The sequence below is a fragment of the Streptomyces sp. NPDC029836 genome (assembly GCF_055574495.1).
This window is the reverse complement of record NZ_JBVHZI010000004.1, coordinates 395,680-421,587: the sequence shown is the minus strand read 5'-3', so window position 1 is coordinate 421,587 and position 25,908 is coordinate 395,680. Positions and strand designations below refer to the sequence as shown.

The window sequence follows — 25,908 nt, the reverse complement described above, 5'->3', positions numbered from 1 at the left end:
ACCACGGCCACGGCCACGACGGGAAGCCCGGTAAGCCGGACCACGGCCACGGCCACGACGGGAAGCCCGGTAAGCCGGACCACGGCCACGGCCACGACGGGAAGCCCGGTAAGCCGGACCACGGCCACGGCCACGGCCACGACGGGAAGCCCGGCGACCACTACGGCTACGGCAACAAGCCCGCGGGCCACGAGGGCTAGGCGTCAGGCCGCACGAAGCCCGTTCATCGGATGAAGGCGCGCGGCGGAATCCTCATCGAATCCGCCGCGCGCCGTCCGTGGGAATCGCGAAGACCTCAGGCGAACAGCAACATGAGAAGGGCCGGGTGGGCGGTGTTGAGCGGAATCGAATCCGCGGGCGTGAAGGAACTCCATCGGTCCGACTCCGGTCCGGTCCCCCAGGAGCGCCATGACGAAACGGTCGGGCCGCCCACGTCACCCATGGGTGTGCGTGTGCTGAGAGCGGGGCTGCGCGCCGCCGCGGTCCTCTGCCTGGTGACCGCTCTGGTCCACGTCGTCCTGGTGTTCCTCCACGTGGCCCCCTCCAACCCCGTGTCGAAGCGGTACAGCTCGCAGGTCAACGGATGGGTGTTCCCGCTCTTCGAGCAGAACTGGCGGCTCTTCGCCCCGGACCCCGACTCCTCCAACCGGAAGATCCTGGCTCGAACCGCACACACCGACGCCGAGGGATCGATGCGGGTGTCCCCCTGGTTCGACCTGGCCGCCGTGGACCACGCGGCGGTCGACCACAACGTGTTTCCGAGCCACACGTCCCAGAACCTGCTGCGCCGCGCCTGGACCTCCTACACCGAGACGCACGGAGGCAGCGACACGGCACGCTCCGAACGGGCCGTGATGCTGCGGACGTACCTGGCCAACATCGCCGCGGACCGCGTCGCCGCCCACACCGACGGCGGCGCTTTCGACTTCGTCCAGCTCCGGGTCGTCACTCTGCCCGTCGCCGGGCCCGGTGCGCCGGCCGGCAGTCGCCCGCCGGCGCCCACCGAGGACCGGCTCCTGCCCTGGTGGAAGGTGACCTCCCATGGGAAATGAGCAGACCCCCCAGCCCGCTTCCGCGGCAGCCTCGCCGCACCGACCCGCGGCCCGCGAGCCTTCGCTCGCCGGTACGGCCCACCGGTGGCTCCTCGACCGGATCGGCGGTCTGTGGACGCTCCTCACCGACCGGCCGATCTCCCTGTACGCCGCATCGGTCCTGCGCATCGGCTACGGGATGCTCTACCTGATCTTCCTGCTGCGCGAGTTCCCGCACCGCGACGAGATCTGGGGCCCCGGGTCCCCCTGGACACCGGCGCTGGCCCAACAGCTCTTCGACCAGACGGGCTGGAACAGCCTCCTGATCCTGTCCGACAGCCGCGCCTACTTCGAACTCTGCTACGTGACGGCCGTCCTCACGTCGGCGCTGTTCATGCTGGGTTGGCGGACCCGCGCCACGTCCGTCCTGTTCGCCGTCGTGGTGGCCTCGTTCCATGCCAGGTCGATCTTCATGACGGACGGGGGCGACAACCTGATCCTGCTGATGGCCCTCTACCTCGTCCTCACCGCCTGCGGTCGGCGCTGGTCCCTGGACGCCCGCCGGGAGCGGCTCAGGGCGGCTCGCGCGGACGAGGCGCCGGAGCCGGTGCGGAGCCCGTACGCACGGCAACTCCTCGACGCTCGTACCACCTTGACCACGGTGGTGCACAACTGCGGCATCCTCGTCATCGCGGCGCAGGTCTGCTTCCTCTACGGATCAGCCGGTCTGTACAAGATCCAGGGCCCCACCTGGGGCGGCGGCACCGCTCTCCACTACGCGCTGAACCTCGAACTCTTCCAGCCCTGGCCCGCGCTCTCCCACCTCATCGACGACTACCCGATGGTGATCGCGATCGCCGGCTACGTGACGGTGCTCCTGCAGGTCGCCTTCCCGTTCGTGCTCTTCGGGAAGCTCAAGTACCCGGTCCTGACCGTGCTGCTGGGCATGCACCTCGGCATCGCGGTGCTCCTGGGGCTGCCCCTCTTCTCCGGCGCGATGATCGTCGCGGACGCCGTCTTCCTTCCCGACCGCTTCTACGCCTTCCTGCCCCGCCTGTGGCGACGCGCCGTACGACGTACGGGGAGGTGGCGACCCGCGCCCGGCCGAGCGGCGGAACGGGGATCCGTACCACCGCAGGGCAGGCCGGGCGTCCCCGACTCCGAGCAACCGGCCGCCCCGGCGCGGAGCGGCACCACGCCGGCTACGAGGCTCGCGCCCGACCGGAGTTGAGCGGCCGGACCGCGGCACCGGTGGTCACGGGCCGGACGGCACGGGCGGGAGCGATGACGACCCACTGGCGGGGCGGGCGGGAACGGCACCCGCCCCCGGGCGCCCAACGGCCGGCCCGGGGCCTTCCCGGACCGCCGCATCGGGGACGGGCATCACCCGCGTGCCTCGCCTCGCGGTCGAAATGATGCAGACCGCAACCGTGCGTGTCAGCGTCGTCCCAGAGGAACCCGCACCCCACGCACCAGAAGGAGTCGCCGTCATGGACGGTACGCAGGACAAGCCCAAGGAGCCGGCCAAGGGCAGCGAGGCGCAGGAGCACCATCGCTCCGGAGACCCCGCTCACCCCCAGCCGGGCAGGTCGTCCCGCGAGCAGGGACAGAAGCAGGGTCGGAAGGAGCCCTCGCGCCGCCGCGAGGACGACCTGCTGCGCGAAGAGGACCTGCACGACGAGAACCTCTGACGGCAGCACCGCTCCCACCCCCGTGGCCCGGCCGGCGGCCCCTCGTCGCGCCGGCCGGGCCCTGTCACCTGCCGCGCGGGACGACGGTGCTCACGGGACCGACAGGGACGGCGCGCGGGTGTCCGGCGACGGTTCGGGGCCGTCTGCGTACGCCCCGACGACTTCCTCGACGAAGATCCGGCTATCCTCCGGGCTCAGCGCCTGGGCCTGCAAGTGTGCGTACACGTCGCCGTAGCGTCGTACGTCGGATCGTTTTTCCAGATAGAGGTCGCTGGTGAACCTCTCCAGATACACCACGCTCCCATCGGTGGTCTCGGCGAACTCGAGCAGCGTGAACTGTCCGGGGACACCCGGGTGCGCCCCCACATCGGGGGGGAGGACCTGCACCGTGACGTGTGGTTGAGCGCCGAGGTGGGTCAGATGTTCCAGCTGTTCGCGCATGACCTCGCGGCTGCCCATGACGCGGCGCAGCGCCGACGCCTCCAGCACGACCCATAAGCGCAGCGGGTTGCCCGGGACGCGCAGCCGGTCCTGGCGCCGCATCCGTACTTCGAGGCGTGTGCGGGCCTGTCCGGCGGTGGCTTGAGGGATCGTTCCTGCGATGACCGCCCGCGCGTAGGCGGGGGTCTGCAGCAGGCCGGGGATCATGTGGGGCTCGTAGCAGCGGACCGCGGCCGCCTCGGTCTCCAGGCCGATGTAGGCGCCGTACGGGATGTCGTCGTAGGCGGTCCACCAGCCCTGCCCACCCGATTCCCCCGCCATCCTCATCAGATCCTCGAGACGCCGCTGATCCCGGACTCCGTACAGCCCGCAGAGATCTCGCACGTCGCGCGGCTTGATGTTGCGGCGGCCGTTTTCCAACAGGCTGATCTTGGGCTGGGAAATCAGCAGGCTGGTCGACACCTGCTGCGTCGTCATACCGCTGATCTCCCTGAGCCGACGTAGCTCCGACCCCAGTCGGCGCCTGCTCACGGTGGGATTGACAATGACACCCACGGGGTTGCGTACCTCCACTCCAAAAATCTGTGCTGGCGAGAAGATTGCCACGGCCGGGGCAGGTGGATACGCCTTGACCTCGCGTCGAGCACGGCGATTTCCGCCGGACCCGAACTCGCGTCGCCTCGCACCCGGTTGACCATATTTTCCGGTTGCAATAAAGGAATGAAGGAATGGAGGAATGGAGATAACCGTCGCCGAACACCGTCACCCTCAGCCGGACGTCGCCGGCGGTCCAGGACTCCCCTCCGTCGGGTCGGGCGTGGTGGCGATGAGGAGTTCAGCGGCTCGGGTGATGTTGTCGGCGCGGACGGCGCGGGCCATCGCTTCGCGGGCGGCGTCGGCGGTGGTGTCCGGGGGAACCACCAGCAGGGCGAAGTGGTCGTTGTGGCCACGGGTGATGAGGACGGTGTCGTCGCCGACCGGGTCGGAGTCGAGGTGCACGACCTGACCCTCGATGACCAGGCGGGTGGGGAGGCCGTTCCAGGCGGAGGCGTCCACCCCGACCCGGGTGATGGCCCCGAGGTGCTCGATCAGCGCGCCGATCAGCGCGGGCAGCTCGGTCTCGATGTTGCGCGTGCGCGGCCACCACGCACCGTCCAGGAGCCCTTCCCGGGACCGCGTGGTCTCCAACCGCAACAGGGCGGTGCCGGGCTTGATCGCGTGGTGGATCGCATCCGGCAGGAGCAGCGGAAGCGTGTGGGGGGTGTCGGAGTCAACCATGTGGGTCCGCCCGTCTACGGGGTGCGGCCGCTGCCGTCGCATGCCGACACCGGTGCCGACCTGCGACGTACGCGAGCCCGCCGTCGTTTCACGGTACTCCCGCCGTCCGCACCACCGCTCTCCACGGCACCCCTGCCGGAAAATACCTGGTCAACCCGTCCATAACCCATCGAACAGGCGTACAGTAAAAGCACCGGAAGTACTTCGCACACCGGCTTTCACGCGGGTGTCATTTCCGGCGATCGCCTAAAAACCGGACTGCCGACGGGCAGTCCGGGGGCAGGTCCGCATCATGACCACGACCCTCGTCCGGACCGCGCCCCGCGTCCTCGCCGCAGAGCTCCCGGCCCGTTTGTCCCTCACCCCGAAGACCATGCTCGCCGGCCGGCTGGACGGCGCCTGGTGGCCCCGCTCCCGCGATCTCGGAGCCGAGCTCCCACCGCTCGCCGCCGCGTTGGAGGAACCCTGGGGCCGCGTCACCCGGGTCACCGTGAACCCCGCCCGCTGGCCCGTCGTACCGCACACGGTCGCCGTCGACGGGCGCACGATGCACGTGGGGTGGTTCACCGAACAGGACCCCGACAAGCTGATCCTGCTCTCCTACACGGTCGGCCGCTGGGACCTCCTCGTCATACCGCCCGAGACCGAACCCGCCGCCGCGACCCGGCTGATGGCCGCCGCCGCGATCCCGGGGAGCGTCCTGACCGCAGGCGTCCTCATGGCCAACGAGGCCACGATCGGGCGCGGCGTCCGCGACGTCCAGCGCCAGGAAGCCGGCTGGGAGGGCGAGGGCGGGGCCTGCATGTCCCCCGTCGGGATCCCGCTGGAGCGAGGCGGCCCGCCGCTGCCCGGGAACGGCAGGCGGTGAGTTCCGTGGAGACCGTCGTCCTCATCGCGGTGATCATCCTCGTGATCGGCTCCGGCATGCGCGTGATCCACCTGCTCAACGCCCAGCACGACGCACGGATCGAGGCGTACCGCTTCAGCGAGCCCCTGCCGAGGCCTCCCGGGCTGCCGAACGACACCGGTCGTGGAGCCCACCGCGGGGACGCGGACCAGTGACGGAAAGACCTTCCTCCGACCGGGGGCATCGGGCGGGACGCCACTGCGTCCCGCCCGGTCGGCTCCTCCCCCACTCCGAAAGGGAACACGCCCACGTGGAGCACATCGAGACCGAGCCCATGTCATCGCTCGGGCACGCCGAGGTCCGGATCATCGCGCGGACGCCCGAAGCCGCCCGAGCGGTCGCGCAGGCGCTGCGCCACTCCTTCGCCGGAACGGAACAGCGCAGCTATCCCGGCCCCGACGGCGGCACCCGTCTACACCTCACCGTCGACACGGCGACACCCGCGGACCACGACCGCTCCCGGCCGGTCGCCGGCCCGACCCCGGTCGGCGCCTGCGCCCATTCCGACGAGGTCTGAGAGCCCGACGGGCACCAGAACTCCCCTCCCGCACATGAAAGGACCCGGTCATGGCCACACTGCGCGAGCGCAAGACCTACCGCGGTCAGGTGCTCCGGGTCCTGTACGAAGCCGTCGAGGGCAACCGCCTCCTCGGCATCACCGGAGCACAGCTGCGCCGCGACCTCCACGTCCCCGAACAGGACCTGGCGGCCGCCTGCACCTACCTGGCGGGCGAAGGGCTGATCACCGTCGACTGGGAACCCGGCAACACCCCCGCGATGGTCACCCTCACCCACGAGGGAATCCGACGCATGGAGACCGAGGAGGAGGACGGCTGAACCCGCCCGCACGGGTGAGGGGTCGCATGTGGTTCAGGGACGGGTGAAGCGGGCGCCCAAGGGGGACTCCGCGAGCCGGCCCGGCGGGAGTGCGCGGCCGTGGGCGACGAGGAGGAGGTCCTGGGCGGTGCCGTGGAGGGGGGCGCCGGCGCCGAAGGACCAGTCGAGGTCGGTGGCGCGGAGTTCGACGCCGGTGAGGTCCGTACGGAAGAACCTGAGGGTGCGGGCGTCGACGCCGGCGAGCAGGACGCGCAGGCGGTCCTCGGGCACGCGTCGGTCGAGGCCCAGCGCGACCGTGATGTCCAGGCCGTGCACGACGTCGTGGGCCAGCGCCATCGGGAGGCCGCCGACCGGCGGGGTCCACGGATGGTGCGCGTTCTCCCGTAGGAACGCGGCGAGTTGACCGGGTGGGTACGCGGCGGCGTCCCGGCGGGCGCAGGCGTCGGTCATCCGGTGGAGGCGACCGCCCGCCCTGACGAGTTCCCGGGCCGTCTTCGCGAGGGAGTAGCGGAATCCCATCGTCATGTGGGCCGCGACCTCGCGCACCCGCCACCCCGCACACAGGGTCGGGGCGTCCCAGCTCTCGGCCGGGAGGTCGTCCAACACGGCTGCCAGTGCACGCCGTTCGTCCGCCATGAGCGCTGCGAGTTCCGTGGTGTCCGTCATGCGTCCAGGGTGATCGCGAAGGCGTGCAGAAGTCCAAGAGACAGTTGTGCTCGATCCTAGAATTCCTGGTTATGGAGCTCCGGCAGTTGCAGTACTTCGTCGCGGTGGTCGAGGAGGCCGGTTTCACCCGGGCCGCCGCCCGGCTGCACCTGGCCCAGCCGGGGATCAGCGCCCAGATCCGCCAGCTTGAACGGGAGCTCGGGCAGCCGCTGTTGGACCGCTCGGGCCGGTCGGTGACGCCGACGGATGTGGGGCGGGCCCTGTTGCCGTACGCGCGGGCCGCGCTCGCCGCCGTCGAGGGCGCCCGGCAGGTGGCGGACGAGTACGGGGGGCTGTTGCGCGGGCGGGTCGCCATCGGCGTGCTCTCCGGGGCCGCCGTCCACGAGTTCGACCTGGCCGCCGCGTTGGCCGCGTTCCACGCCCGGCACCGGCACATCGAGGTCGCGGTGACGGAGGACTCCTCGGAGCGGATGCTCGACGCGCTGCGGGACGGCGTGCTCGACCTCGCGCTGATCGGGCTCGCGGACGAGGAACCGCCGACGGGGGTCGGCCTCCAGGTCCTGATCGACGAGCCGCTCGTCGCCGCCGTCGCCCCCGACGACCCCCTGGTCGCGCTCGCGGGCGACGCCGACGGGCCGGGCCTGCCGCTGGAGGCGTTGCGAGAGCGGCCGGTGATCAGCCTGCCGCGCGGCACCGGCAGTCGCGGGGTACTGGAACGCGCCTGCGCACGGGCCGGGTTCCGGCCGCGCGTGGTGTTCGAGGCGGCCGATCCACGGTTCCTGGCCCAGCTCGCCGCCCGGGGGCTCGGGGTGGCAGCCGTACCGAGGCTCCCGGAATCCCTCGCCGCCTCCCTCGGCCTGCGGATGCTGCCCTTCGCCGAACCGCAGCCGCGCGCCCGGGTCGCCCTCGCCTGGCGGACGGCCGGGCCGACCGGCCCGGCCGCTGCGGCGCTGCTGGACCGGCTGCGGACCGACCTCGCGGCGGCCGGCTCCCGGGGCCGGCGGCGCTCCCGGCCGGCCGACCCGGACGAACCGGTTGTGGAATAGTTGATTGCCCCCATTCGGGCGAATTCGGGCCCCGCGCCCCGGTCGGGGCGCCGGACCGCCGGATCGCCGTGCACGAGGGCGAAGGCTGTGATGCCGGCATGAGCAACTCCCGGGCCGAGGACGAAGCCCCGTACCGCCGATCCGACCGGCTCCACCGGCTGCGGCGATTCCCACCCCGTACGGCCGTGGTGGCGCCGTGCGCGGCCCTGCTGATCGTGGGCTGCGCGCTGCCGGCCGGGGCGACGGGGGCCGCGGACCCGGCCGGTCCGACGGTTTCCACCGCGGGCCCCGCCCTCCCGGCGGCCCTGGAGCCCGTCGATCCGGCCGCACTGCGGTCCGCCGTGGCGGCGGCGGCGAAGGAACTGGGGGTTCCGGGCGCGGTCGTGTTGCTCCGTACCCCGCAGGGCACCTTCCGTGCGGCCGTCGGCACGACCAAGCTGGGCACCTCCGACCGCCCCACGACCGCCGACCACTTCCGGATCGCCTCCAACACCAAGACCATGACCGCCGCGCTGATCATGCTGCTGGCGCAGGACGGCAGGCTGGAGCTGACCGATCCGGTGTCCGCGTACGTCCCCGGCGTGCCGAACGGCGAGCACATCACCCTCGCCGACCTGCTGAGGATGCGCAGCGGGCTCTGGAACCACACCGACGCGCCCGAACTCGCCGCGCGGATGGACTCCGACCCGGGCAGGGCCGTGACGCCGCGCGAGATGCTGGACCTCTCGTTCCGGCGCCCCCCGAACTTCGCGCCCGACGCCTCGTTCGAGTACAGCAACACCAACTACGTCCTGCTGGGCCTGGTCGCCGAGAAGGCGGGCGGCCTCCCGTTGGCCCGGCAGTTCCACGACCGGCTGTACGCCCCGCTCAGGATGGTCGGGAGTTCGCTGCCCGCCGCCGACGACACGACCCTGCCGAGCCCCTACGCGCACGGCTACATGTACGGCGGTTCGGCGTACGCGCTCGTCGACGAGCCGTACCCGGCCGACCTGCGGGCGGCGGCGCTGTCCGGGGAGCTGAAGCCGGTGGACTACACCCGTCAGAACCCCTCGTACGCGGCCGCCGCCGGCAGCGCCGTATCCACCGCCGACGACCTGGCCACCTGGATCCGGTCGCTGGTCACGGGCAAGGTCCTCGACCCCGCCACGCAGAAGCAGTGGCTCGACAGCCCACGGGCCGAGGACCCGGCGGCGCCCGACGGGCAGAAGTACGGGTACGGCATCTCCTACCAGCGCTTCGCCCCGCAGGCCGCGATGTACTACCACGGCGGTGAGCTGCCCGGCTTCAACTCCTTCATCGGCCACGACCCGGAACACGACGTCACGCTCGTCATCTGGACGAACCTGACGCTGTCGCCCGACGGCAGGACGACGGCCAACGCCCTGCTGCCCACCGTCCTCAACCAGGTCTACGGCCTCGCGCTGCCCACCGTCACCGACGGCTAGGCCGTGGGCGTACGTGCACCCGACGGGCCCAACCGGGCGTGCGCGGCGCGGGGCGGCACGTGCCCAATGGCAGGAGGCGGCGTTCCGCCCCAGCCGTTCCCGGGAGTGCCATGACCCTGCCGTCCGACCCGCCCGACCCGCCCGACCCGCCCGGCCCGTCCGCGCCGCCCGCGCCGTCCGCGCCGTCCGATCCGCCCGATCCGCCCGGCCCGCCGGACCTGGCCGCGCCGCGGGGGACGTCGCGGGTGGGGCGGATCGTGCGGCGCGCGTTCTCGGCGGTCCTGATCACCCTCGCCTGCCTCTTCGTCCCGCTGTCCCTGATCACCGTCTGGGTGCACGACATCGTGCTGGACACCGGCCGCTACGTGTCCACCGTCGCACCCCTCGCCTCGAACCCGGCGATCGAGGCGGCCGCCGTGCACCGGATCGCCGAGGCGGCGGACGTACGGGTCGACGGGGCCCGCATCACCGCCGACCTCGCGAAGTGGCTGGAGGAGCAGGGGCTGCCGCCGAGGGTCGGCACGGCCGTCAAGGCGCTCGGGCCCTCCCTGGACTCCGCCGCCGACGAGGCCGTCTCGAAGGTCGCCACCCGCTTCGTCGGGAGCGACCGCTTCGAGGCGGTGTGGACCCGCGCCAACCGCCTCGCCCACGGGGCCGTGGTGCGCGCGCTCACCGGCCACGGCCGGGGGGCGGTGGAGGTCGACGGCGGCACCGTCACCCTCGACCTCGGCACCGCCGTGGAAACCGTCAAGAGGGAACTCGTCGACGCCGGCCTCTCCCCGGCCGCGAGGATCCCGGACGTCGACCAGCAGATGGTCCTCTTCCAGTCCGACGAGCTGAAGAAGATCCGGGGCGCCGTCCACCTCCTCGACGTCGTCGGCAACTGGCTGCCCGTGCTGACCGTGGCCCTCGCCGCGGCCGGCGTCCTGCTCGCCCGGCGCCGCCGCCGCGCGCTGGTGACCACCGCCCTCTGCGCGGCCGCCTGCTGCCTGCTGGTCGGCATCGCCCTGGTCGTCGTACGCCGCTCCTACCTGGACCACCTGCCCGCGCAGGTCCAGTCCCCGGCGGCCGCGGCGGCGGTCTTCGACACGCTCGTCCGGTTCCTGCGGGTCGCCCTGCGGACCGCCCTGGTGCTCGGGGTCGTCGTGGCGCTCGGCGCGTACCTCACCGGGCCGGGCGGGTTGGCGCGCGGGGTGCGCGGCCGGGCGGAGCGCACCGCCGACGCCACCGCCCGGTGGGGCGCCGCCCACGGGGTGGCCGGCGGGCGCGCGGGCGCCTGGGTGGAGACGAACCGGCGGTGGGTGACCGCGGTGGTGGTGACCGTCATCGCGGTGGTGTTCGCGCTGTGGAACCATCCGACGGTGCTCACCGTGCTGCTGCTGGTACTGGTCCTGCTCGCCGTCCTCGCGGTGCTCGCCCTGCTGGCCGCCGCCGGCCGGACCGGTGCCGGAGTCGCGCCCGGTGACGGGGACGGGGGTGCGGCGCGTGCGGGCCCCTGACCGGCGGGGTCGGCCGGGCTCGCTGTTCCGGCGCCCTGCGCGCGCGGTCCGCCGGGACCTGTCGCAGCTGCTGTGCGCCGTCAGCGGGCTGCTGCTGGGGCTGGTGGTGCCGATGATGTCGGCGGGGCCCCAGGTCGACGCCGGCCGCGCCGCGAACCTGCTGTTCACCATCGGGTTCGGCGTGATCGGCCTGGTCAGCATCATCTACTCGATGTTGTTCCTGGTCGTGCAGTTCTCGGCCGGCGCCTTCACCCCGCGCCTGGCCCTGTTCCGGGACGAACCGATCGTCTGGCGGGCCTTCGCCTTCACCGTCGGCGTGTTCGTCTTCTGCGTCACCTCGGGGCTGACCATCGGCGTCGGCGACAGCGTCTCGGCCCTCGCCCCCTGCGTCGCCATGCTGGCCTCGCTGGTCGCGATCGGCCTCATGCGGGCGCTGCAGATGAAGGCGTTCGACTCGATCCAGCTCGGCCACTCGCTGACCGCCATCTGCGGCCGCGCCCACCTCCTCTTCGACGACCTGTACGACCGCCCGTACGCCCCGGACCGGCCGAAGCCCCACCCACGGGAGGACGGCGTTCCCGTCCGGTGGTCCGGGGCGGCGACCGTGGTCCAGCGGATCGACGTGCGCGCGCTGGTCGCCCTCGCGGAGCGACACGACTGCGTGATCGCGTTCCGCGTCGCCCCCGGCACGCCGGTGTGGCGGGGCTCGGTGCTCGCCGAGGTCTCGGGCGGCCCCGGACCACCCGCGCCCGCGCTGCTCGCCGCCGTGACGACCGGTTCCGAGCGCACCTTCGACCAGGACCCCGACCTGCCGTTCCGGCTGCTCGCGGACATCGCGCTGCGGGCGCTGTCCCCGGCCGTCAACGACCCGGCGACGGCCGTCGAGAGCATGGACCGTACGGAGGACCTGTTGACCCGTCTGGCCGACCGGGACCTCGACATCGGCGACTTCTCCGACGGCGCCGGCCGGCCGCGGGTGACGCTCCCGGTCCCCGACTGGGAGCAGTACGTCGCCACCGCCGTCGACGAGCTGTCCCGCGCGGCCGCCGGTTCCCCGATGGCCCTGCGCAGGCTCCGCGACCTGTTGGCCCGACTGGAGGTCCGCTGCCCCCCGGAGCGGCGCGCGATCGTACGGGAGCGCCTGCGCCGGGTCGACCGTACGGGCAGCTCGGCCCACCCGCTGGTGTGGGCCGAGCCCCCGCCCCCGTAGCGGGGGCGCCCGGGTCGCGCGGAACGCGTCGGCGCCTTCTCCTGAAGCCATGGAACCCGAGGCGCCCGAGGCATCCGCGGCACCGGGCCGGGCCGGCGCCACCCCCCGGCAGCTGCGCCGCATGCTCGTGGCGCCGCTGTCCCGCTCGGTGGCCTCGGCCGGTCTGCTCACCTGGCTGTTCTACGTGGCACCGCTGGACCACGAGGTAGGGGTCACGACCGCGCTGCTGCTGATCCTGGGCCTCGGCCTGTTCGGGGCGCTCGTCGTCTGGCAGGTCTTCGCCATCACCCACGCGAAGCACCCGCGGCTGCGGGCCGTGGAGGCGCTGGCGACCGCCGTCCCGCTGTTCCTGCTGCTGTTCTCCGTGACGTACTTCCTGCTCTCGCAGAATGAGCCCGGCTCGTTCTCGGAGCCGCTCAACCGGACCGACGCCCTGTACTTCACGGTCACCGTCTTCGCGACCGTGGGGTTCGGGGACATCGCGCCCGTCACCCAGACCGGCCGGGCGCTGACCACCGTGCAGATGATCGCCGACCTGATCCTGGTCGGCCTGATCGCCAAGGTGCTGTTCAGCGCGGTCAGGATCGGGGTCGCCCGACGCGCGGCGGGCGGCACGGGCACGGGCACGGACGACGGACCCTGACGGCGGACGTTCCGGCGGCGGGCGGCGCCACCCGGGTGGACCATCGAGGAAGCGCGAAAGGACGTGATCCATGGCGGAGCCGCGAACCCCTGCCGAACCCGCGACGACCGGCGGACAGCCGCAGGAGGCCGACGTCCTGAAGCAGATCCTCCGCAGCCCCGGCTACCTGAAGACGCTCGTCCTGTGCGCCCTCATCGGCATCCCGGTGTCCCTGACCGCGTTCTGGTTCCTGGTGGGCCTGCACGAGCTGGAGCACGTCCTGTGGGCCGACCTCCCCTCGGCCCTGGGCCTGACGGACCCGCCCTGGTGGTGGCCGTTCCCGCTGCTGCTCGTCGCCGGAACCGTCGTCGGCCTGGTCGCCACGCACCTGCCCGGCGCGGGCGGCGACGTGCCGGGGGCCGGGCTGCACACCGGGGTCACCTCGCCGGCCGCGCTGCCCGGGATCCTGCTCGCGGCGGCGGCCTGCCTGCCGTTCGGGGCCGTCCTGGGCCCCGAGGCACCTCTGATCGCCCTGGGCGGCGGGCTCGCCCTGCTGTTCCGGGACCTGTCGCGGGCGCCGGCGACCCCGCGCGGGCTCGCGCTGCTGGGCGCGGCCGGGTCCGCCGCCGCCATCGCGGCGATCTTCGGCAACCCGCTCATCGCCGCGGTCCTGCTGATCGAGGTGGCCGGCGTGGGCGGGCCCCAGCTGTTCGCCGTGATGCTGCCCGCCCTGCTCTCCAGCGGCGTCGGGTCCCTGGTGTTCACGGGGCTCGGGCGCTGGACGGGGCTCGGCACCGGGGACCTGTCCCTCAAGCTGTACGCGCCGCTCCCCCGGCTGGACGCGCCGGACGTGTTCTACGCGGTGGTCATCGGGGCGGCCTTCGCCGTCGCCGTGTACCCGGCGTCGGCCGGGGCCCGGGTCGTCGCCGGGTGGGTCGCGGGGCGACCCCTCGTACGGACCGTGCTGTGCGCCCTCGGCGCCGCGGCCTGTGCCGCCCTCTACGCCCTGGTCACCGGCCGGTCCCCGGCCGAGGCCGCGCTGTCCGGGCAGGCCGCCCTCGCCTCGCTGGCGGCGGATCCGTACGCCTGGGGCATCGGCGCGCTGCTGGCCCTGCTGCTGTTCAAGGGCGCCGCGTACGCGCTGTGCCTCGGTAGCCTGCGCGGCGGCCCCGTCTTCCCCGCGCTCTTCCTCGGGGCCGCGGCGGGCGTGCTTCTGGCGCCCCTGCCGGGCCTGGGCATCGCGCCCGCGATGGCCGCCGGGATGGCGGCCGCCACGGCCGCCGTGCTGCGGCTGCCGGTGAGCAGCGTGGTCCTCGTCGTCCTGCTGCTGGGCAGCGCCGCGATGATGCCCGTGGTGATCCTGGCCGTCGTGGTCGCCTTCGCCGTCACGGAGCTGCTGCCCGTCGGCGGGGCGGCGCCCGCGTCCGCGCCGGCCGGCGGCTGACGCTCCGGACGACGCGAAGGCCCCGCCCGGAGGACCGGGCGGGGCCTTGACGCGTGGGGGGAGCGTGGCCTCGTCAGCACTTGAGGCCGGAGGAGGCGGACGTCGTGGCCTGGTCGAGGGTCTGGATCTTCGGCTGGAGCTGGGTCAGCGCGTCCTGGCCGGTGGTGTCGCCCGGGAGGGCCTCGTAGGCCTTCTTGAGGTCCTCGGCGGCGGACTGCACCGCGGAACGCTCGGCCTCCTTGAGGGCGGAGGTGTTCTCCTTCACGCCCTCCCAGTCCTTCTGGACGGCGTCGTAGGCGTCCTTGACCTGGTCCTTCGTCGCGTTGGCCGGACTCAGGGCCTTCAGCTTGGCGTTGTCGGCCTTCAGCGCGGCCAGATCGGTACAGAGGGCGGCTGCGGCCTGGGTGGCCTTGCTGGCCTCGTCGGAGGGCGAGTTGTCGCTGTCGTCCGAGCACGCGCTCAGACCGAACACCACGCTGACGCAGAGCACGCCGATCACCGGGAAACGCTTCATGGAGGGGGCCTTCCTCGACCAGACAACAGACAGGGCGGACGCACGAGATTTATCAGTACATATACCGGTATCCGCATCGATCGACACGGGACGCACCCGGACACCCTCCGTTCGGAGTCGCCTCCCTCACACCCCCGCCGGACTTTCGGCAGGAGCCGTTCGCGCGCCCGCGCACCCCCGGCCCAAGGGGCACGCGACGTGCCGCACGAACCCTCCCCCGAGGGGCTTCCGATATCTGCCTCCGCGAAGTGAGAATTAGCCACAAGGCCCGGTAAACATTTCTCACGCATGCGACGGGCCCAAATGATTCACCCCACGGAACCGCCCCCACCGTGCTACTGTCGATACCAGTTGCAGTTGTGGTTCCCAAAACTCCAAGTGCCTCCACCGGATTCTTTCGGGTGGAAGCACTTCTGTATTTCCGGTGCGTTTTCCGGACGGGGCAATCATCGCGGCGACGCGGAGTCCGCACAGTGCGGGCTCCGGGCTTTGCCCCCGAAGGAGATTTAACATGGCATCTGGCACCGTGAAGTGGTTCAACGCCGAAAAGGGTTTCGGTTTCATCGAGCAGGATGGTGGCGGCCCTGACGTGTTCGCCCACTACTCGAACATCGCCTCCCAGGGCTTCCGCGAGCTCCAGGAAGGCCAGAAGGTCAACTTCGACATCGCGCAGGGCCAGAAGGGCCCGACGGCCGAGAACATCGTCTCTGCCTGACGCACGCGTTGGACGAGCCGGGTCCCGCACCTTGGGGTGCGGGCCCCGGCTCGTCCGTTTTTCCGCAGGGGGGCAGGGCCCACGGCTCCGGAATTGAATTCCGTAAGAGCCTCCGCGGCCCGCCCGGTCGCACGCTCGGCCCACCCCGTTCCGCATTTTCATCCGGCCCGTTCTCGCTATTCTCCGCGCGGTGCTTTTCGCTGCGGGAATTCCTTGATACGCGCCGCATCAAGGAAGGTTCCCCAATGAACCGCACACGTACGAATGAACGATCCTCCCGCGGCCGCTCCGGCGCCGGCTCCTGGTCCTCCCCCACCCGTTCGGGTGCCCCCACCCGCTCCGGCGGTGGCGGCGGCGGCGGCCAGGGACGCTCGGGTGGCTACGGCCGTCCGAGCGGCGGCTACGGCCGCCGTCCCTCGGCCCCCCAGGGGGAGTTCGCGCTGCCCGAGACGATCACCCCGGCGCTGCCCGCCGTCGAGGCGTTCGCCGACCTCGGCATGCCGGGCCCGATCCTGGCGGCCCTGGTGGCCGGGGGCGTGACCGTCCCGTTCCCGATCCAGGCCGCGACCCTGCCGAACACCCTCGCCGGCCGTGACGCCCTCGGCCGCGGCCGTACCGGCTCCGGCAAGACCCTCGCCTTCGGCCTCGCGCTGCTGTCCCGTACCGCCGGGCGACGCGCCGAGCCCCGTCAGCCGCTCGCACTGATCCTCGTACCGACCCGCGAGCTGGCGCAGCAGGTCACCGACGCGCTCACCCCGTACGCCCGCGCCGTGCGGCTGCGGCTGGCGACCGTCGTCGGCGGCATGTCCATCGGCCGGCAGGCCTCGGCGCTGCGCGGCGGCGCCGAGGTCGTCGTCGCCACGCCCGGGCGCCTCAAGGACCTGATCGACCGCGGCGACTGCCGGCTCGACCAGGTGGACATCACCGTGCTCGACGAGGCCGACCAGATGGCCGACATGGGCTTCATGCCCCAGGTCACGGCCCTGCTCGACCAGGTCAGCCCCGGCGGCCAGCGGATGCTGTTCTCCGCCACCCTGGACCGCAACGTCGACCTGCTGGTGCGCCGCTACCTGCACGACCCGGTCGTGCACTCCGTCGACCCGTCCGCGGGCGCCGTCACCACGATGGAGCACCACGTGCTGCACGTCCACGGCACCGACAAGCAGGCCACGACCACCGAGATCGCCGCCCGCGAGGGCCGCGTGATCATGTTCCTGGACACCAAGCACGCGGTGGACCGGCTGACCCAGGACCTCCTCAACAGCGGGGTACGGGCCGCCGCCCTGCACGGCGGGAAGTCGCAGCCCCAGCGCACCCGCACCCTCGCCCAGTTCAAGACCGGACACGTCACCGTCCTGGTCGCCACGAACGTCGCCGCCCGCGGCATCCACGTCGACAACCTCGACCTCGTCGTCAACGTCGACCCGCCCACCGACCACAAGGACTACCTGCACCGCGGCGGCCGCACCGCCCGCGCCGGCGAGTCCGGCAGCGTCGTCACCCTGGTCACGCCCCAGCAGCGCCGCGCCATGACCCGCCTCATGTCGGACGCCGGGATCAACCCCACCGTCACCCAGGTCCGCTCCGGCGAAGAGGCCCTGAACCGGATCACCGGCGCCCGCACCCCGTCGGGCGTGCCGGTCGTCATCACCGCGCCCCCGGCCGAGCGCTCGTCGCGCAGCGCCACCTCCCGCGGTGGTCGCGGTCGCCCCTCGCAGGCCCGTCGCCGTCCGGCCCGTACGCAGTCGTCGCTCGACGCCGCCGCGTAAGGCCGCGACGCCCGACCGCGGCTCGGCCGCGGTCCGGCGCGTGGCGTACGGCCCGCGCTACGAGGCCCGCGGTACGAGGCCCGCGGTATGAGGCTTCGGGCTCCGGGCCCTACGGTTGAGGCCTGAGGGCCGAGGCCCCGGGTCGGGGCCCGGCCCCGGCCGGGGTCGGGCCATCGGGCCGTCCCCCTTCTCCCCTGCGATTCCCTGTGAGGTCCCATGCGCTGCGTCATCGCCCGCTTCCCCTTCGACCTGACCAAGAGCGGCGTGCTGGAAAAGATGAAGGGCGTCAAGCCCGAGCCGGTCACCGGTGACTCCGTGATCATCGGACGCCGTACGTACCCCGTGAAGCAGGTCGGCGAGGTCGTCACCCGGCAGGACCGCCGCGACTTCAGCGCCGCCGAGGTCGTCCGGGCCATGACCGCGCTCGGCTTCACCTGCCGCACCCTCCCCGTCGAGGCCGCACCCGCGCCGGCGCCCGCCCTCACCCCCCTCCAGCGGGCCGAGGCGGCACTCGGAACTCCGGTGTCCGCCTGACCCACCGAACCCGCCCGCAGGTGGGGACGCCGGCGTTGCCCCGAGGGTGGGGCGACGACGGAACCTGCGGATGGTGTTGAATTTCCTTCGGGGCCCCGGTGCCGTACGGCGCCGGGGCCCCGTCACGTTCCCCGAGGAGGTGCGGATGACGGCGGACAACCCGCTCGGCGACCGACTGCAAGACGACGACTACCCCGCTTACACGATGGGGAGGGCGGCCGAGATGCTCGGCACCACGCCCGGGTTCCTGCGTGCCATCGGTGAGGCCCGGTTGATCACCCCGCTGCGCTCGGAGGGCGGCCACCGCCGCTATTCGCGCTACCAGCTGCGGATCGCCGCCCGGGCCCGGGAACTCGTCGACCAGGGCACTCCGGTCGAAGCGGCCTGCCGCATCGTCATCCTGGAGGACCAGCTGGAAGAGGCCCAGCGCATCAACGCCGAGTACCGGCGTGCCGGGGGCCGACCGGACGGCGACACCGGCTGACCCCGCGGCCGTCCGCGCCGCGCCTCCCCCCGGGACGCTCCCCGGCCCCCGTGAACGCCCGGCTCCGGGCGTTCACCGTCCGGGACGGCCGGATCACCGCGCTGGACGTCCTCACCGACCCCGAACGGCTCGCGCGGATCGACCTGAGCGCGGTCCTCGCGGGCTGAGCCGGCGACGTCCCCCCGCTCCGGGCCCCACCGGGCGGGGGCTCCCGTGGGCGCGTCACACCGCCGCGGGGCGGGGGAGCGCCGTCGGGGGCTGGATCAGCGGGGGGTTGAGCCGGGCGAAGCCCTCCTGGCGCTCGTACGGGAAGTACGGGTACGGCGCCGGGCGGTGGCTCACGGCGTCGAGGCGGGCCGTCTGTTCGGCCGACAGGGACCAGCCGACCGCGCCGATGTTCTGTCGCAGCTGCTCCTCGTTGCGCGCGCCGATGATGACGGACGAGACGGTGGGGCGGCGCAGCAGCCAGTTGATGGCCACCTGCGGGACGGTCCGGCCGGTCTCCCGGGCCACTTCGTCGAGGACGTCGACCACGTCGTAGAGGTGATCGTCGTCGACCGGCGGGCCGTAGTCGGCGGTGTCGTGCAGCCGGCTCCCGGCGGGCAGCGGACGGCCCCGGCGCACCTTGCCGGTGAGCCGGCCCCAGCCCAGCGGGCTCCACACGAGGGCGCCGACGCCCTGGTCCCGACCCAGCGGCATGAGCTCCCACTCGTAGTCGCGGCCGACGAGCGAGTAGTGGACCTGGTGCGCCACGTAGCGCGGGAAGTCGTGCCGGTCGGCGGCGGACAGGGACTTCATCAGTTGCCAGCCGGCGAAGTTGGAGACGCCCACGTACCGGATCTTGCCGGCGCGGACGAGTTGGTCGAGGGCGGAGAGCACCTCCTCGACGGGGGTGGCGGCGTCGAAGGCGTGCAGTTGGAAGAGGTCAAGGTGGTCGGTGCCGAGGCGGCGCAGGGCGTCCTCGGTCGCCTTGATCAGGCGGGAGCGGGAGGTGCCGGCGTCCATGGGCCCGTCGCCCATCGGCAGGCCGGCCTTGGTCGACAGGAGCACCTGGTCGCGGCGCCCCCGGACCGCCCGGCCCAGGACCTCCTCGGAGGCGCCGTCCGAGTAGACGTCGGCCGTGTCGAAGAGGTTGATGCCCGCCTCCAGGCAGATGTCCACCAGCCGGCGCGCCTCCTGGGCGTCGGTGGTGCCCCAGGCCCCGAAGAGGGGGCCCCGGCCGCCGAACGTGCCGGCTCCGAAGCTGAGGGCGGGGACCTTGAGACCGGACGCGCCGAGCTGCCTGTATTCCATGACGTTCCCTCCAGAAAGCGGTAACGGAACCGCAGACCCTTTAAGGTGGTCCCAACGTAACACCGCATCGCCACTAATGGAACCGGAGACCCGTTATGGCTTCGAAGGATGACGTCGCCGCCGAACCCGGAACCGTCCGCCCCGGGGGCCGCACGGCACGGGTCCGTACGGCCGTCCTGCGGGTGGCCGGGGACACCCTGGCCGAGCAGGGGTTCCACGCACTGGACCTGGCCGAGATCGCCCGCCGCGCGGACGTCGGGAAGACCACCGTCTACCGCCGCTGGGGAACCGTCGCCGCGCTGGTCGCCGACCTACTGACGGACATGGCGGAACAGTCGCTGCCGCGCACCGAGACGGGTTCCCTGCTCGACGACCTCACGGCCAACGCGGACCTCGTACGGCGGACGCTGACCGATCCGCGCCAGGGGGCCCTGTTCAAGGCGGTCATCGCGGCGGCCACGAGCGATCCGAGGACGGCCGAGGCCCTGCACCGGTTCTACGAGGTCCGCGTCGCGGAATGGGCGCCCTGCGTGCGGGAGGCGGTGGAGCGGGGCGAACTCCCCGCGGGCACCGACCCCGCCGAGGTCATCCGGGCCGTCTCCGCGCCCCTGTACTACCGGTTCCTGACCACCGACGCCCCCTTGGACGAGGCCGCGGCGACCCGCGCCGCCCGTGCCGCCCACGCGGCGGCCCGCGCGGGGGCGTACGCCTGATCGGGGGCCGCGGGCCCGTTCCTCCGAGGGGAGCCGGTGTCAGGTGCGGTCGACGAAGACGCTGGTCGACTTCACGCGGGCGGTGGCGCGCATGCCGACCGCGAGGCCCAGTTCCTCCACCGCTTCCCGGGTCAGCAGCGACACCACCCGGTGGGGTCCGGCCTGGATGTCCACCTGGGCGCCGACCGTGCCCAGCTTGATGCCGGTCACGATGCCGGGGAACGCGTTGCGGGCCGAGGTGTACGCGGCGTCCTCGCCCTCGGCGCCCTCCTGCGCGACCTCGACGCAGAACGCCGCCAGGTCCGGCCCGTCCACGATGCGCCGGTTGCCCTCGCGGCGCGTGGGGAAGCGTCCGGCGTCGGCCCAGCGGCGGGCGGTGTCACTGCTGACGCCGAGCAGCCGGGCCGCCTGACCGATCGTGTAGGACTCCATGGGCCGCAGCCTAGGCGGTACCGGCCGCGCTCCCGCCCCCGGGCACGGGGTGGCCGGCGGGCTGCCGGGGTGCGGGCCCGTTTCCGGTGTCAGGCCACGGTCGCGCGGTCCGCCGGGGTTCGGGCCGTCCCCGGGCACGCGGTGGCCGGCGGGCTGCCGGGGTGCGGGCCCGTTGCCGGTGTCAGGCCGCGGTCGCGCGGTCCGCCGGGCCCAGCGCGCGGTCCAGCAGCGCGGCCGACGGCATGCCCGTGGCGGTGGTGCCGTCCGGGAAGCGCAGGAAGGGGATGCCGGGCAGGGCCTCGCGCCGGACCCGTTCCAGGGCGGCGCGCAGCTCCGCGGCGCCGTCGTCGCGGCGGGCGAGGGAGAACTCGGCGGCGATGCTCCGCAGGACCTCCGGGTCGGCGATGTTCAGGCCGTCGGTGTGGTGGGCCCGGAAGAGCCGCTCGACCACGTCCTCGGCGCGGCCCTGCGCCTCGGCGTCCGCGATCAGCCGGTGGGCCTCGAACGTGTTGGACCAGACGGCGCGTTCGTGGTCGAACTCCAGGCCCTCGGCGGCGGCGAGCGCGGTGATGCGGGCGACGGCGGCATCCGCTCCCGAGCCGAACGCCCGGCGCAGCACCGCCGATTTGGGTTCGGCCTCGCCGCTCGCCCCGGGAGCCAGCTGGTAGGGGTGGAAGACGAGGTCGACCGTGCCTCCGGCGGCCCGGACCCGGGCGGCCGCCCGGCGCAGCCGGTTGAAGGCGAAGTACGACCAGACGCAAGGGATGTCGAGAGTGATGTCGATCTTCACCTGGGGCCTCCGAGTACGGTTCCGGTAACGGGAACGGCTGACGACGCCAACGTAGGAGCGCACAGGTGTCGTGGTCATCTGTCGGATGACCGGGATCGAAGGGGGAACTTTCCGTGCTGGTGGGGAGGGGCGAGGAACTGGCCGTCGTGGAGCGGTTGCTGGCGGGGGCGGCGGCCGGGCGCAGCGGGGTCCTGGTGGTCCGGGGCGAGGCCGGCATCGGCAAGACCGCACTGCTGGACGCGGCCGTGGCCGCGGCGGGGGACGGTCCACGGGTCCTGCGCGGCACCGGCACCGAGTTCGAGAGCGCGCTGCCGTACTCCGGGCTGCACCTGTTGCTGCGGCCGGCGCTCGACCGGATCGACGCCCTCCCCGGGGCGCAGGCGGGGGCCCTGCGGACCGCGCTCGGCATGGGTGAGGCCGCGCCGAGCGGCGGGGACCGGTTCCTGGTCGGGCTGGCGGTGCTGACCCTGCTGGCGGAACTCGCCGAGGAGCAGCCGCTGTTCTGCGTACTGGACGACGCCCAGTGGCTGGACCTGGCCTCCGCCGAGGCGTTGGTGTTCGCGGCCCGGCGGCTGCACGCGGAGCGGATCGCGGTCCTCTTCGGCGTACGGGACCCGCACACGCCGGCGTTCCGGCCCGACGGCTTCGACGAACTGCGGCTGCGCCGGCTCGACGCGGCGGCCGCCGGCGACCTGCTGACCCTGTACGCGGCCGACCTGCACCACCACGAACGGCAGCACATCCAGCGGGAGGCGGAGGGCAACCCGCTGGCCCTGCTGGAACTCACCACGGCGCGCCGGGAGGGGCACGGGCCGGCGTACGACGGCCCGCACGGCCGGATCGAGCAGGGCTTCGCCGCCCGGATCGGGGCGCTCCCCGAGGCGTCCGGCACCTTGCTGCTGGTCGCCGCCGCGGCCGACGAGGGCGACGCCGGGACGGTGTTCGAGGCCGCCGGGCTGCTGGGCGCGGGGGTCACCGACCTGGCGCCCGCCGAGGCGCAGGGCCTGGTCCGGCTGGACGGGGGCCGGCTCGTCTTCCGGCACCCGCTGATCCGCTCGGCGGCCTACCGGTCCGGCCCGGCTGCCCGCCGGCTCGCCGCGCACCGGGCCCTCGCGGACGCGGGCGGCGGGCACCGCGCCGCGTGGCACCGGGCCCAGGCGCAGGCCGCCCCGGACGAGGGCGTCGCCGCGGAGCTGGAGCGCAGCGGCGAGCAGGTCCGCGCGCGGGGTGGTCACGCGGCGCTGGCCACGGTGTACGAGCGGGCGGCCGCCCTGAGTCCGGAGCCGATCGAACGGGCCCGCCGGCTGGGCTCGGCAGCGCGGGCCGCCCTCGACGCCGGGCAGTTGGACCGGGCGGGCGAGCTCGCGGAGGCGGCCCGCCGCGAACAGGGCGGCGACGCGACGGCCCGCGCCCGGGTGGCGGAGATCGCCGCGGAGGTCGCCAACGAGCAGGGAGACCTGTCCCGGGCGCACGTCCTGCTGCTGGACGCGGCCCTGCCGATCGCGGCGGCCGAGCCACAGGTCGCCGGGCGGATGCTCTTCCTGGCCGTGGGCAGCGCCTGGGTGGCCGGTGATCCGGAGGCGGCGGCCGGTGCGGCGGCCGCCGCGGCGGAGCTGGACCTGCCGGGCGGCGCCGCGATCCAGGCCCTGGCCCGGGTGTCCTCGTCCGACGCGGGGGTCCGCACGGCCGCGCTACGGGCTCTGCGGGACGCCTCGTCGGGCCCGTTGGGGGATCTGCGCGAGGGCCTGCGGGCGGCGTGCTGGAACGGCCTGTTGGGCGATCACCGGGTCGCGTACGAGCGGGCCGGGGCCGTGGAGCGGGAGTGCCGGGCGCAAGGGGCGGTCGGGTTGCTGCCGCGGGCCCTGCTGGAGGTGGCGCAGGCCCAACTGCGGCTCGGGCTGCACCGGGACGCGCTGGCCGGGGGGACGGAGGGGCTGCGGATCGCCTCGGACACCGGCCAGACCCGGACCCGGGCCCAGCTCGCGGCGGCGCTGGCCCAACTGGCCGCCGCCCGCGGGGACGAGGCCTGGTTCCAGGAACTCGGGTCCCTCGCGGACGCCGTGGACCTGCCCGACGTACGGCACTTGAGGACCTCGGCCGCGATCCTGCTGGACCTGGGGCTCGGCCGCTTCGAAGCGGCGGCCGACCGGGCCGCGGCGTCCCCCGCCGGGTCGGCGTGCACCTGCTGCGGCCGGGACGCCGACGAGGTGGAGGCGGCCGTCCGGGCGGGCCGTCCCGACCAGGGACGGGAGGCGTTCGCCCGGCTGGCGGAGCTGGCCGGGCACCTGGACGGGCCCGCCGTCCACGCGGTGCTGGCCCGGTGCGAGGGGCTGCTGGCGGGCGGCGCGGACGGTGGAGCGGCGCCGGGTCGGGGCCCGGAGGGGCATTTCCGGCGGGCCCTGGAGCTGCATTCCGCCCGGGACACCGACCGGTTCGAGGAGGCGCGTACGGGGCTGCTGTACGGGGAGTGGTTGCGCCGCGGCCGGCGCCCGGTGGACTCCCGGGGACCGTTGCGGGCCGCGCAGGAGGCCTTCGAACGGCTGGGGGCGCGCCCGTGGGCCGACCGGGCCGCCGCGGAGCTGCGGGCTTCGGGGGAGAGCCGGTCCGGCCCGGAGGCGGAGTCCCCCACGGACCGCCTGACGCCACAGGAGTTGCAGGTGGCCCGGCTGGCGGCGGCGGGCCTGACGAACCGTGACATCGGCTCGCAGCTCTTCCTCAGCCCCAGGACGGTCGGCTACCACCTCTACAACGCCTACCCGAAGCTGGGCGTGACCTCCCGCGTGGAGCTGGCCCGGCTGGACCTCGCGACGTAGCGATACGGCTGGGGCGGCCTGCGCGACCGAGGCGACCGAGGCGACCGAGGCATCGGGCCGGTGTTTCACGCGAAACCGGGCCGGCCCGAACGCCGTTTCCCCGGCCGGTGTTTCACGTGCAACACCGGCCGGTCCCGCATGCGCCGGCAGGTACCAGGTACCCCACCCCAGTCGTTCGACAGAGGCTCCGGTCACCCCGTCGACCCTAGGTTCAGGGCAAGAGATCACGGGCGGCGCACCGCCCCTCCCGATCCGGCCGCCGCGGCCGGACCCGCCGGACCGACGAGGAGGCACACCATGAGCACGTCCCTGGCCGCCATCGGGGCACCCGCCCCCTCCCGGCCGCACCCGTCACCCATGGCGATAGCGATGGTCGTGATCATCGGCTCGTTCATGATCGTCCTCGACACCACGATCCTGGGTGTCGCCCTGGGCGGGCTCTCCCGGCACTTCGAGGCCCCGCTCTCCACGATCCAGTGGACGGCGACCGGTTACACGCTGGCGCTCGCCGCCGTCATCCCGATCACCGCGTGGGCCTCGGGCCGGTTCGGCACCAAGCGGCTCTACATGCTCTCCATCGCCCTGTTCGGCATCGGCTCGGCACTGGCCGGCATCGCCTGGAGCATCGAGACCCTGATCGCCTTCCGGATCCTCCAGGGGCTCGGCGGCGGCATGGTGGTGCCGCTGGGCATGGTCATGGTGCTGAACGCCTCCGCCCCGGAGCACAAGGGGCGGATGATGGGCCTGTTGGGCCTTCCCGTCCTGGTGGCTCCGCTGATCGGGCCGGTGTTGGGCGGCTGGCTGGTCGACGCGGCCTCGTGGCGCTGGATCTTCTTCATCAACGTGCCGGTCGGCGTCCTCGCCCTGGTGCTCGCCGCTCGGGTCTTCCCCCGGGACGCGGTCCGCAAGGCCGTCCGCCTCGACGTGATCGGCCTGCTCCTCCTCTCCCCCGGTCTCGCCGCGCTGATCTACGGACTCGCCACCGGCGGTGAGCACGGTGACTTCACCTCGGCGGGAACGCTGGTGCCGAGCGTGCTGGGCGCCGCCTTCGTGCTGGGCTTCGTCGTCCGGGCACTGCGGACGCGGTCCCCGCTGCTGGACCTGCGGCTGCTGAAGGTGCGCGCCTTCGCCAGCGGCATCGGTACCTTGGCCCTGTTCGCCGGCGCCTACTTCGGGGCCATGATGCTGGTGCCGATGTACTACCAGCTGGTCCGCGGCGAGAGCGCGACGATGTCCGGGCTGCTCGGCGTGCCGCAGGTGATCGCCACCGGCGTCGCCCTCCAGATCACGAGCCGGCTGACGGACCGGATCCCGGCCGGCCGGATCGTCCCCTTCGGAATCGTCCTCGCGGTCCTCGGGTACGGGCTGTTCACCCTGCGGCTCGGCGCGGACACCCCGATCTGGCAGCTGGTCGGCGCGCTGACCCTGGCCGGCGCCGGCGCCGGGATGACGATGATGCCGACCGTCACCGGAGCGACCCGGGGCTTCGCCGCCGAGCAGGTGCCCGCGGCCTCGACCCTCATCAACATCAACTCGCAGATCGCCGGCTCCGCCGGTACGGCGCTGCTGTCGGTCCTGCTCACCACGGCCGCGGCCGGAGCCGGCGGACTGGTCGAGGCCGGCCCGGCAACGGCTCCCGCGCTGGCCGCCGCCTTCCAGGACACCTACGTCTGGGTGGTCGCCCTGATGGCCGCCTCCCTGGTCCCGGCCCTGTTCCAGCCCCGCCGCTGACCG

27 protein-coding genes and 1 pseudogene are annotated in these 25,908 nt (G+C 73.5%); 21 read left to right on the top strand and 7 right to left on the bottom strand.

All coding sequences use genetic code 11. The features are described from left to right. The 4 genes and pseudogenes from ACZ4XJ_RS15640 to ACZ4XJ_RS15625 all read left to right on the top strand — a co-directional run. Window positions 1-200 (top strand): annotated as a pseudogene (locus ACZ4XJ_RS15640) (hypothetical protein); the annotation flags it as partial. 111 nt (window positions 201-311) lie between these two features. Continuing rightward, entirely contained in the window at window positions 312-1,052 is a 741-nt protein-coding gene (locus ACZ4XJ_RS15635; RefSeq protein WP_362875286.1) for a DUF5819 family protein, read from the top strand. Then, entirely contained in the window at window positions 1,042-2,262 is a 1,221-nt protein-coding gene (locus ACZ4XJ_RS15630) for an HTTM domain-containing protein (RefSeq protein WP_468496472.1), read from the top strand. The genes ACZ4XJ_RS15635 and ACZ4XJ_RS15630 overlap by 11 nt, the downstream gene beginning before the upstream one ends. Before the next feature lie 259 nt (window positions 2,263-2,521). Then, entirely contained in the window at window positions 2,522-2,722 is a 201-nt protein-coding gene (locus ACZ4XJ_RS15625) for a hypothetical protein (protein ID WP_468496471.1), read from the top strand. 90 nt (window positions 2,723-2,812) lie between these two features. Here the strand turns inward: ACZ4XJ_RS15625 and ACZ4XJ_RS15620 are convergent, their stop codons facing one another. Then, the gene (locus ACZ4XJ_RS15620) at window positions 2,813-3,718 is read right to left on the bottom strand and encodes a helix-turn-helix domain-containing protein (protein ID WP_468496565.1); all 906 of its coding nucleotides are present in this window, start codon (window positions 3,716-3,718) and stop codon (window positions 2,813-2,815) included. Between the two features lie 213 nt (window positions 3,719-3,931). Next, window positions 3,932-4,441, bottom strand: a complete 510-nt coding sequence (locus ACZ4XJ_RS15615) for a DUF5994 family protein (protein WP_362875283.1) — start codon at window positions 4,439-4,441, stop codon at window positions 3,932-3,934. 292 nt (window positions 4,442-4,733) lie between these two features. Here ACZ4XJ_RS15615 and ACZ4XJ_RS15610 point away from each other — a divergent pair, with 292 nt between their 5' ends. The 4 genes from ACZ4XJ_RS15610 to ACZ4XJ_RS15595 all read left to right on the top strand — a co-directional run bounded on the left by ACZ4XJ_RS15610 (window position 4,734) and on the right by ACZ4XJ_RS15595 (window position 6,185). Then, a complete protein-coding gene (locus ACZ4XJ_RS15610) occupies window positions 4,734-5,309 on the top strand; it encodes a DUF5994 family protein (RefSeq protein ID WP_468496470.1) in 576 nt (191 codons plus the stop codon). Next, window positions 5,306-5,503: a hypothetical protein gene (locus ACZ4XJ_RS15605; RefSeq protein WP_362875281.1), complete on the top strand. Its 198-nt coding sequence runs from the start codon at window positions 5,306-5,308 to the stop codon at window positions 5,501-5,503. The genes ACZ4XJ_RS15610 and ACZ4XJ_RS15605 overlap by 4 nt, the downstream gene beginning before the upstream one ends. Before the next feature lie 95 nt (window positions 5,504-5,598). Further along, complete coding sequence (locus ACZ4XJ_RS15600) at window positions 5,599-5,865, top strand: hypothetical protein (protein WP_362875280.1); 267 nt, start codon at window positions 5,599-5,601, stop codon at window positions 5,863-5,865. A 50-nt stretch (window positions 5,866-5,915) separates the two neighbouring features. Further along, entirely contained in the window at window positions 5,916-6,185 is a 270-nt protein-coding gene (locus tag ACZ4XJ_RS15595; RefSeq protein WP_362875279.1) for a hypothetical protein, read from the top strand. Window positions 6,186-6,218: 33 nt separating this feature from the next. Here the strand turns inward: ACZ4XJ_RS15595 and ACZ4XJ_RS15590 are convergent, their stop codons facing one another. Then, on the bottom strand, window positions 6,219-6,851 hold the full coding sequence (locus tag ACZ4XJ_RS15590) for a maleylpyruvate isomerase family mycothiol-dependent enzyme (RefSeq protein ID WP_362875278.1): 633 nt from the start codon (window positions 6,849-6,851) through the stop codon (window positions 6,219-6,221). 71 nt (window positions 6,852-6,922) lie between these two features. Here ACZ4XJ_RS15590 and ACZ4XJ_RS15585 point away from each other — a divergent pair, with 71 nt between their 5' ends. The 6 genes from ACZ4XJ_RS15585 to ACZ4XJ_RS15560 all read left to right on the top strand — a co-directional run bounded on the left by ACZ4XJ_RS15585 (window position 6,923) and on the right by ACZ4XJ_RS15560 (window position 14,117). Further along, window positions 6,923-7,897 (top strand): LysR family transcriptional regulator, encoded by a 975-nt coding sequence (locus tag ACZ4XJ_RS15585; RefSeq protein WP_468496469.1) that lies wholly within the window; start codon window positions 6,923-6,925, stop codon window positions 7,895-7,897. Between the two features lie 98 nt (window positions 7,898-7,995). Continuing rightward, on the top strand, window positions 7,996-9,342 hold the full coding sequence (locus tag ACZ4XJ_RS15580) for a serine hydrolase domain-containing protein (RefSeq protein ID WP_468496468.1): 1,347 nt from the start codon (window positions 7,996-7,998) through the stop codon (window positions 9,340-9,342). Between the two features lie 110 nt (window positions 9,343-9,452). Then, entirely contained in the window at window positions 9,453-10,841 is a 1,389-nt protein-coding gene (locus ACZ4XJ_RS15575; RefSeq protein WP_468496467.1) for a hypothetical protein, read from the top strand. Beyond that, window positions 10,828-12,051, top strand: a complete 1,224-nt coding sequence (locus ACZ4XJ_RS15570) for a DUF2254 family protein (protein ID WP_468496466.1) — start codon at window positions 10,828-10,830, stop codon at window positions 12,049-12,051. Before ACZ4XJ_RS15575 ends, ACZ4XJ_RS15570 begins: the two co-directional genes overlap by 14 nt. A 49-nt stretch (window positions 12,052-12,100) precedes the next feature. Continuing rightward, window positions 12,101-12,694, top strand: coding sequence for a potassium channel family protein (locus ACZ4XJ_RS15565; RefSeq protein ID WP_468496465.1), 594 nt, complete (start codon window positions 12,101-12,103; stop codon window positions 12,692-12,694). A gap of 70 nt (window positions 12,695-12,764) precedes the next feature. Next, complete coding sequence (locus ACZ4XJ_RS15560; protein WP_468496464.1) at window positions 12,765-14,117, top strand: chloride channel protein; 1,353 nt, start codon at window positions 12,765-12,767, stop codon at window positions 14,115-14,117. 73 nt (window positions 14,118-14,190) lie between these two features. Here the strand turns inward: ACZ4XJ_RS15560 and ACZ4XJ_RS15555 are convergent, their stop codons facing one another. After that, on the bottom strand, window positions 14,191-14,631 hold the full coding sequence (locus tag ACZ4XJ_RS15555; protein WP_362875271.1) for a hypothetical protein: 441 nt from the start codon (window positions 14,629-14,631) through the stop codon (window positions 14,191-14,193). A 511-nt stretch (window positions 14,632-15,142) separates the two neighbouring features. Here ACZ4XJ_RS15555 and ACZ4XJ_RS15550 point away from each other — a divergent pair. From ACZ4XJ_RS15550 to ACZ4XJ_RS15535, 4 genes are all read left to right on the top strand, one after another. Then, entirely contained in the window at window positions 15,143-15,346 is a 204-nt protein-coding gene (locus ACZ4XJ_RS15550; RefSeq protein WP_030206327.1) for a cold-shock protein, read from the top strand. A gap of 245 nt (window positions 15,347-15,591) precedes the next feature. Then, complete coding sequence (locus ACZ4XJ_RS15545) at window positions 15,592-17,115, top strand: DEAD/DEAH box helicase (protein WP_362875270.1); 1,524 nt, start codon at window positions 15,592-15,594, stop codon at window positions 17,113-17,115. 216 nt (window positions 17,116-17,331) lie between these two features. After that, window positions 17,332-17,649, top strand: coding sequence for an SCO5918 family protein (locus ACZ4XJ_RS15540; protein ID WP_362875269.1), 318 nt, complete (start codon window positions 17,332-17,334; stop codon window positions 17,647-17,649). A gap of 145 nt (window positions 17,650-17,794) precedes the next feature. Next, window positions 17,795-18,133 carry a helix-turn-helix domain-containing protein gene (locus tag ACZ4XJ_RS15535; protein ID WP_362875268.1) on the top strand — a complete coding sequence of 113 codons (339 nt, stop codon included), beginning with the start codon at window positions 17,795-17,797 and terminating at the stop codon, window positions 18,131-18,133. Between the two features lie 222 nt (window positions 18,134-18,355). Here the strand turns inward: ACZ4XJ_RS15535 and ACZ4XJ_RS15530 are convergent, their stop codons facing one another. After that, window positions 18,356-19,426 (bottom strand): aldo/keto reductase, encoded by a 1,071-nt coding sequence (locus tag ACZ4XJ_RS15530; protein ID WP_468496463.1) that lies wholly within the window; start codon window positions 19,424-19,426, stop codon window positions 18,356-18,358. Between the two features lie 95 nt (window positions 19,427-19,521). On the opposite strand from ACZ4XJ_RS15530, the gene ACZ4XJ_RS15525 reads away from it, so the two are divergent. Beyond that, a complete protein-coding gene (locus ACZ4XJ_RS15525) occupies window positions 19,522-20,139 on the top strand; it encodes a TetR/AcrR family transcriptional regulator (protein WP_362875266.1) in 618 nt (205 codons plus the stop codon). A 39-nt stretch (window positions 20,140-20,178) separates the two neighbouring features. Here the strand turns inward: ACZ4XJ_RS15525 and ACZ4XJ_RS15520 are convergent, their stop codons facing one another. Beyond that, window positions 20,179-20,571 carry a TOBE domain-containing protein gene (locus ACZ4XJ_RS15520; RefSeq protein ID WP_362875265.1) on the bottom strand — a complete coding sequence of 131 codons (393 nt, stop codon included), beginning with the start codon at window positions 20,569-20,571 and terminating at the stop codon, window positions 20,179-20,181. Between the two features lie 181 nt (window positions 20,572-20,752). Further along, on the bottom strand, window positions 20,753-21,361 hold the full coding sequence (locus ACZ4XJ_RS15515; RefSeq protein ID WP_362875264.1) for a DsbA family protein: 609 nt from the start codon (window positions 21,359-21,361) through the stop codon (window positions 20,753-20,755). Window positions 21,362-21,474: 113 nt separating this feature from the next. Between ACZ4XJ_RS15515 and ACZ4XJ_RS15510 the strand changes: the two genes are divergently transcribed. After that, on the top strand, window positions 21,475-24,174 hold the full coding sequence (locus ACZ4XJ_RS15510) for a helix-turn-helix transcriptional regulator (RefSeq protein ID WP_468496462.1): 2,700 nt from the start codon (window positions 21,475-21,477) through the stop codon (window positions 24,172-24,174). 297 nt (window positions 24,175-24,471) lie between these two features. Further along, complete coding sequence (locus ACZ4XJ_RS15505; protein WP_468496461.1) at window positions 24,472-25,905, top strand: DHA2 family efflux MFS transporter permease subunit; 1,434 nt, start codon at window positions 24,472-24,474, stop codon at window positions 25,903-25,905. Window positions 25,906-25,908 lie beyond the last annotated feature (3 nt).

Bases quoted from the DNA above. Each gene is read 5' to 3' on its own strand.
- ACZ4XJ_RS15635 (WP_362875286.1), top strand. From the start codon at position 312: ATGAGAAGGGCCGGGTGGGCGGTGTTGAGCGGAATCGAATCCGCGGGC.
- ACZ4XJ_RS15630 (WP_468496472.1), top strand. From the start codon at position 1,042: ATGGGAAATGAGCAGACCCCCCAGCCCGCTTCCGCGGCAGCCTCGCCG.
- ACZ4XJ_RS15625 (WP_468496471.1), top strand. From the start codon at position 2,522: ATGGACGGTACGCAGGACAAGCCCAAGGAGCCGGCCAAGGGCAGCGAG.
- ACZ4XJ_RS15615 (WP_362875283.1), bottom strand. From the start codon at position 4,441: ATGGTTGACTCCGACACCCCCCACACGCTTCCGCTGCTCCTGCCGGAT.
- ACZ4XJ_RS15610 (WP_468496470.1), top strand. From the start codon at position 4,734: ATGACCACGACCCTCGTCCGGACCGCGCCCCGCGTCCTCGCCGCAGAG.
- ACZ4XJ_RS15595 (WP_362875279.1), top strand. From the start codon at position 5,916: ATGGCCACACTGCGCGAGCGCAAGACCTACCGCGGTCAGGTGCTCCGG.
- ACZ4XJ_RS15590 (WP_362875278.1), bottom strand. From the start codon at position 6,851: ATGACGGACACCACGGAACTCGCAGCGCTCATGGCGGACGAACGGCGT.
- ACZ4XJ_RS15585 (WP_468496469.1), top strand. From the start codon at position 6,923: ATGGAGCTCCGGCAGTTGCAGTACTTCGTCGCGGTGGTCGAGGAGGCC.
- ACZ4XJ_RS15580 (WP_468496468.1), top strand. From the start codon at position 7,996: ATGAGCAACTCCCGGGCCGAGGACGAAGCCCCGTACCGCCGATCCGAC.
- ACZ4XJ_RS15575 (WP_468496467.1), top strand. From the start codon at position 9,453: ATGACCCTGCCGTCCGACCCGCCCGACCCGCCCGACCCGCCCGGCCCG.
- ACZ4XJ_RS15565 (WP_468496465.1), top strand. From the start codon at position 12,101: ATGGAACCCGAGGCGCCCGAGGCATCCGCGGCACCGGGCCGGGCCGGC.
- ACZ4XJ_RS15560 (WP_468496464.1), top strand. From the start codon at position 12,765: ATGGCGGAGCCGCGAACCCCTGCCGAACCCGCGACGACCGGCGGACAG.
- ACZ4XJ_RS15555 (WP_362875271.1), bottom strand. From the start codon at position 14,631: ATGAAGCGTTTCCCGGTGATCGGCGTGCTCTGCGTCAGCGTGGTGTTC.
- ACZ4XJ_RS15550 (WP_030206327.1), top strand. From the start codon at position 15,143: ATGGCATCTGGCACCGTGAAGTGGTTCAACGCCGAAAAGGGTTTCGGT.
- ACZ4XJ_RS15545 (WP_362875270.1), top strand. From the start codon at position 15,592: ATGAACCGCACACGTACGAATGAACGATCCTCCCGCGGCCGCTCCGGC.
- ACZ4XJ_RS15540 (WP_362875269.1), top strand. From the start codon at position 17,332: ATGCGCTGCGTCATCGCCCGCTTCCCCTTCGACCTGACCAAGAGCGGC.
- ACZ4XJ_RS15535 (WP_362875268.1), top strand. From the start codon at position 17,795: ATGACGGCGGACAACCCGCTCGGCGACCGACTGCAAGACGACGACTAC.
- ACZ4XJ_RS15530 (WP_468496463.1), bottom strand. From the start codon at position 19,426: ATGGAATACAGGCAGCTCGGCGCGTCCGGTCTCAAGGTCCCCGCCCTC.
- ACZ4XJ_RS15525 (WP_362875266.1), top strand. From the start codon at position 19,522: ATGGCTTCGAAGGATGACGTCGCCGCCGAACCCGGAACCGTCCGCCCC.
- ACZ4XJ_RS15520 (WP_362875265.1), bottom strand. From the start codon at position 20,571: ATGGAGTCCTACACGATCGGTCAGGCGGCCCGGCTGCTCGGCGTCAGC.
- ACZ4XJ_RS15505 (WP_468496461.1), top strand. From the start codon at position 24,472: ATGAGCACGTCCCTGGCCGCCATCGGGGCACCCGCCCCCTCCCGGCCG.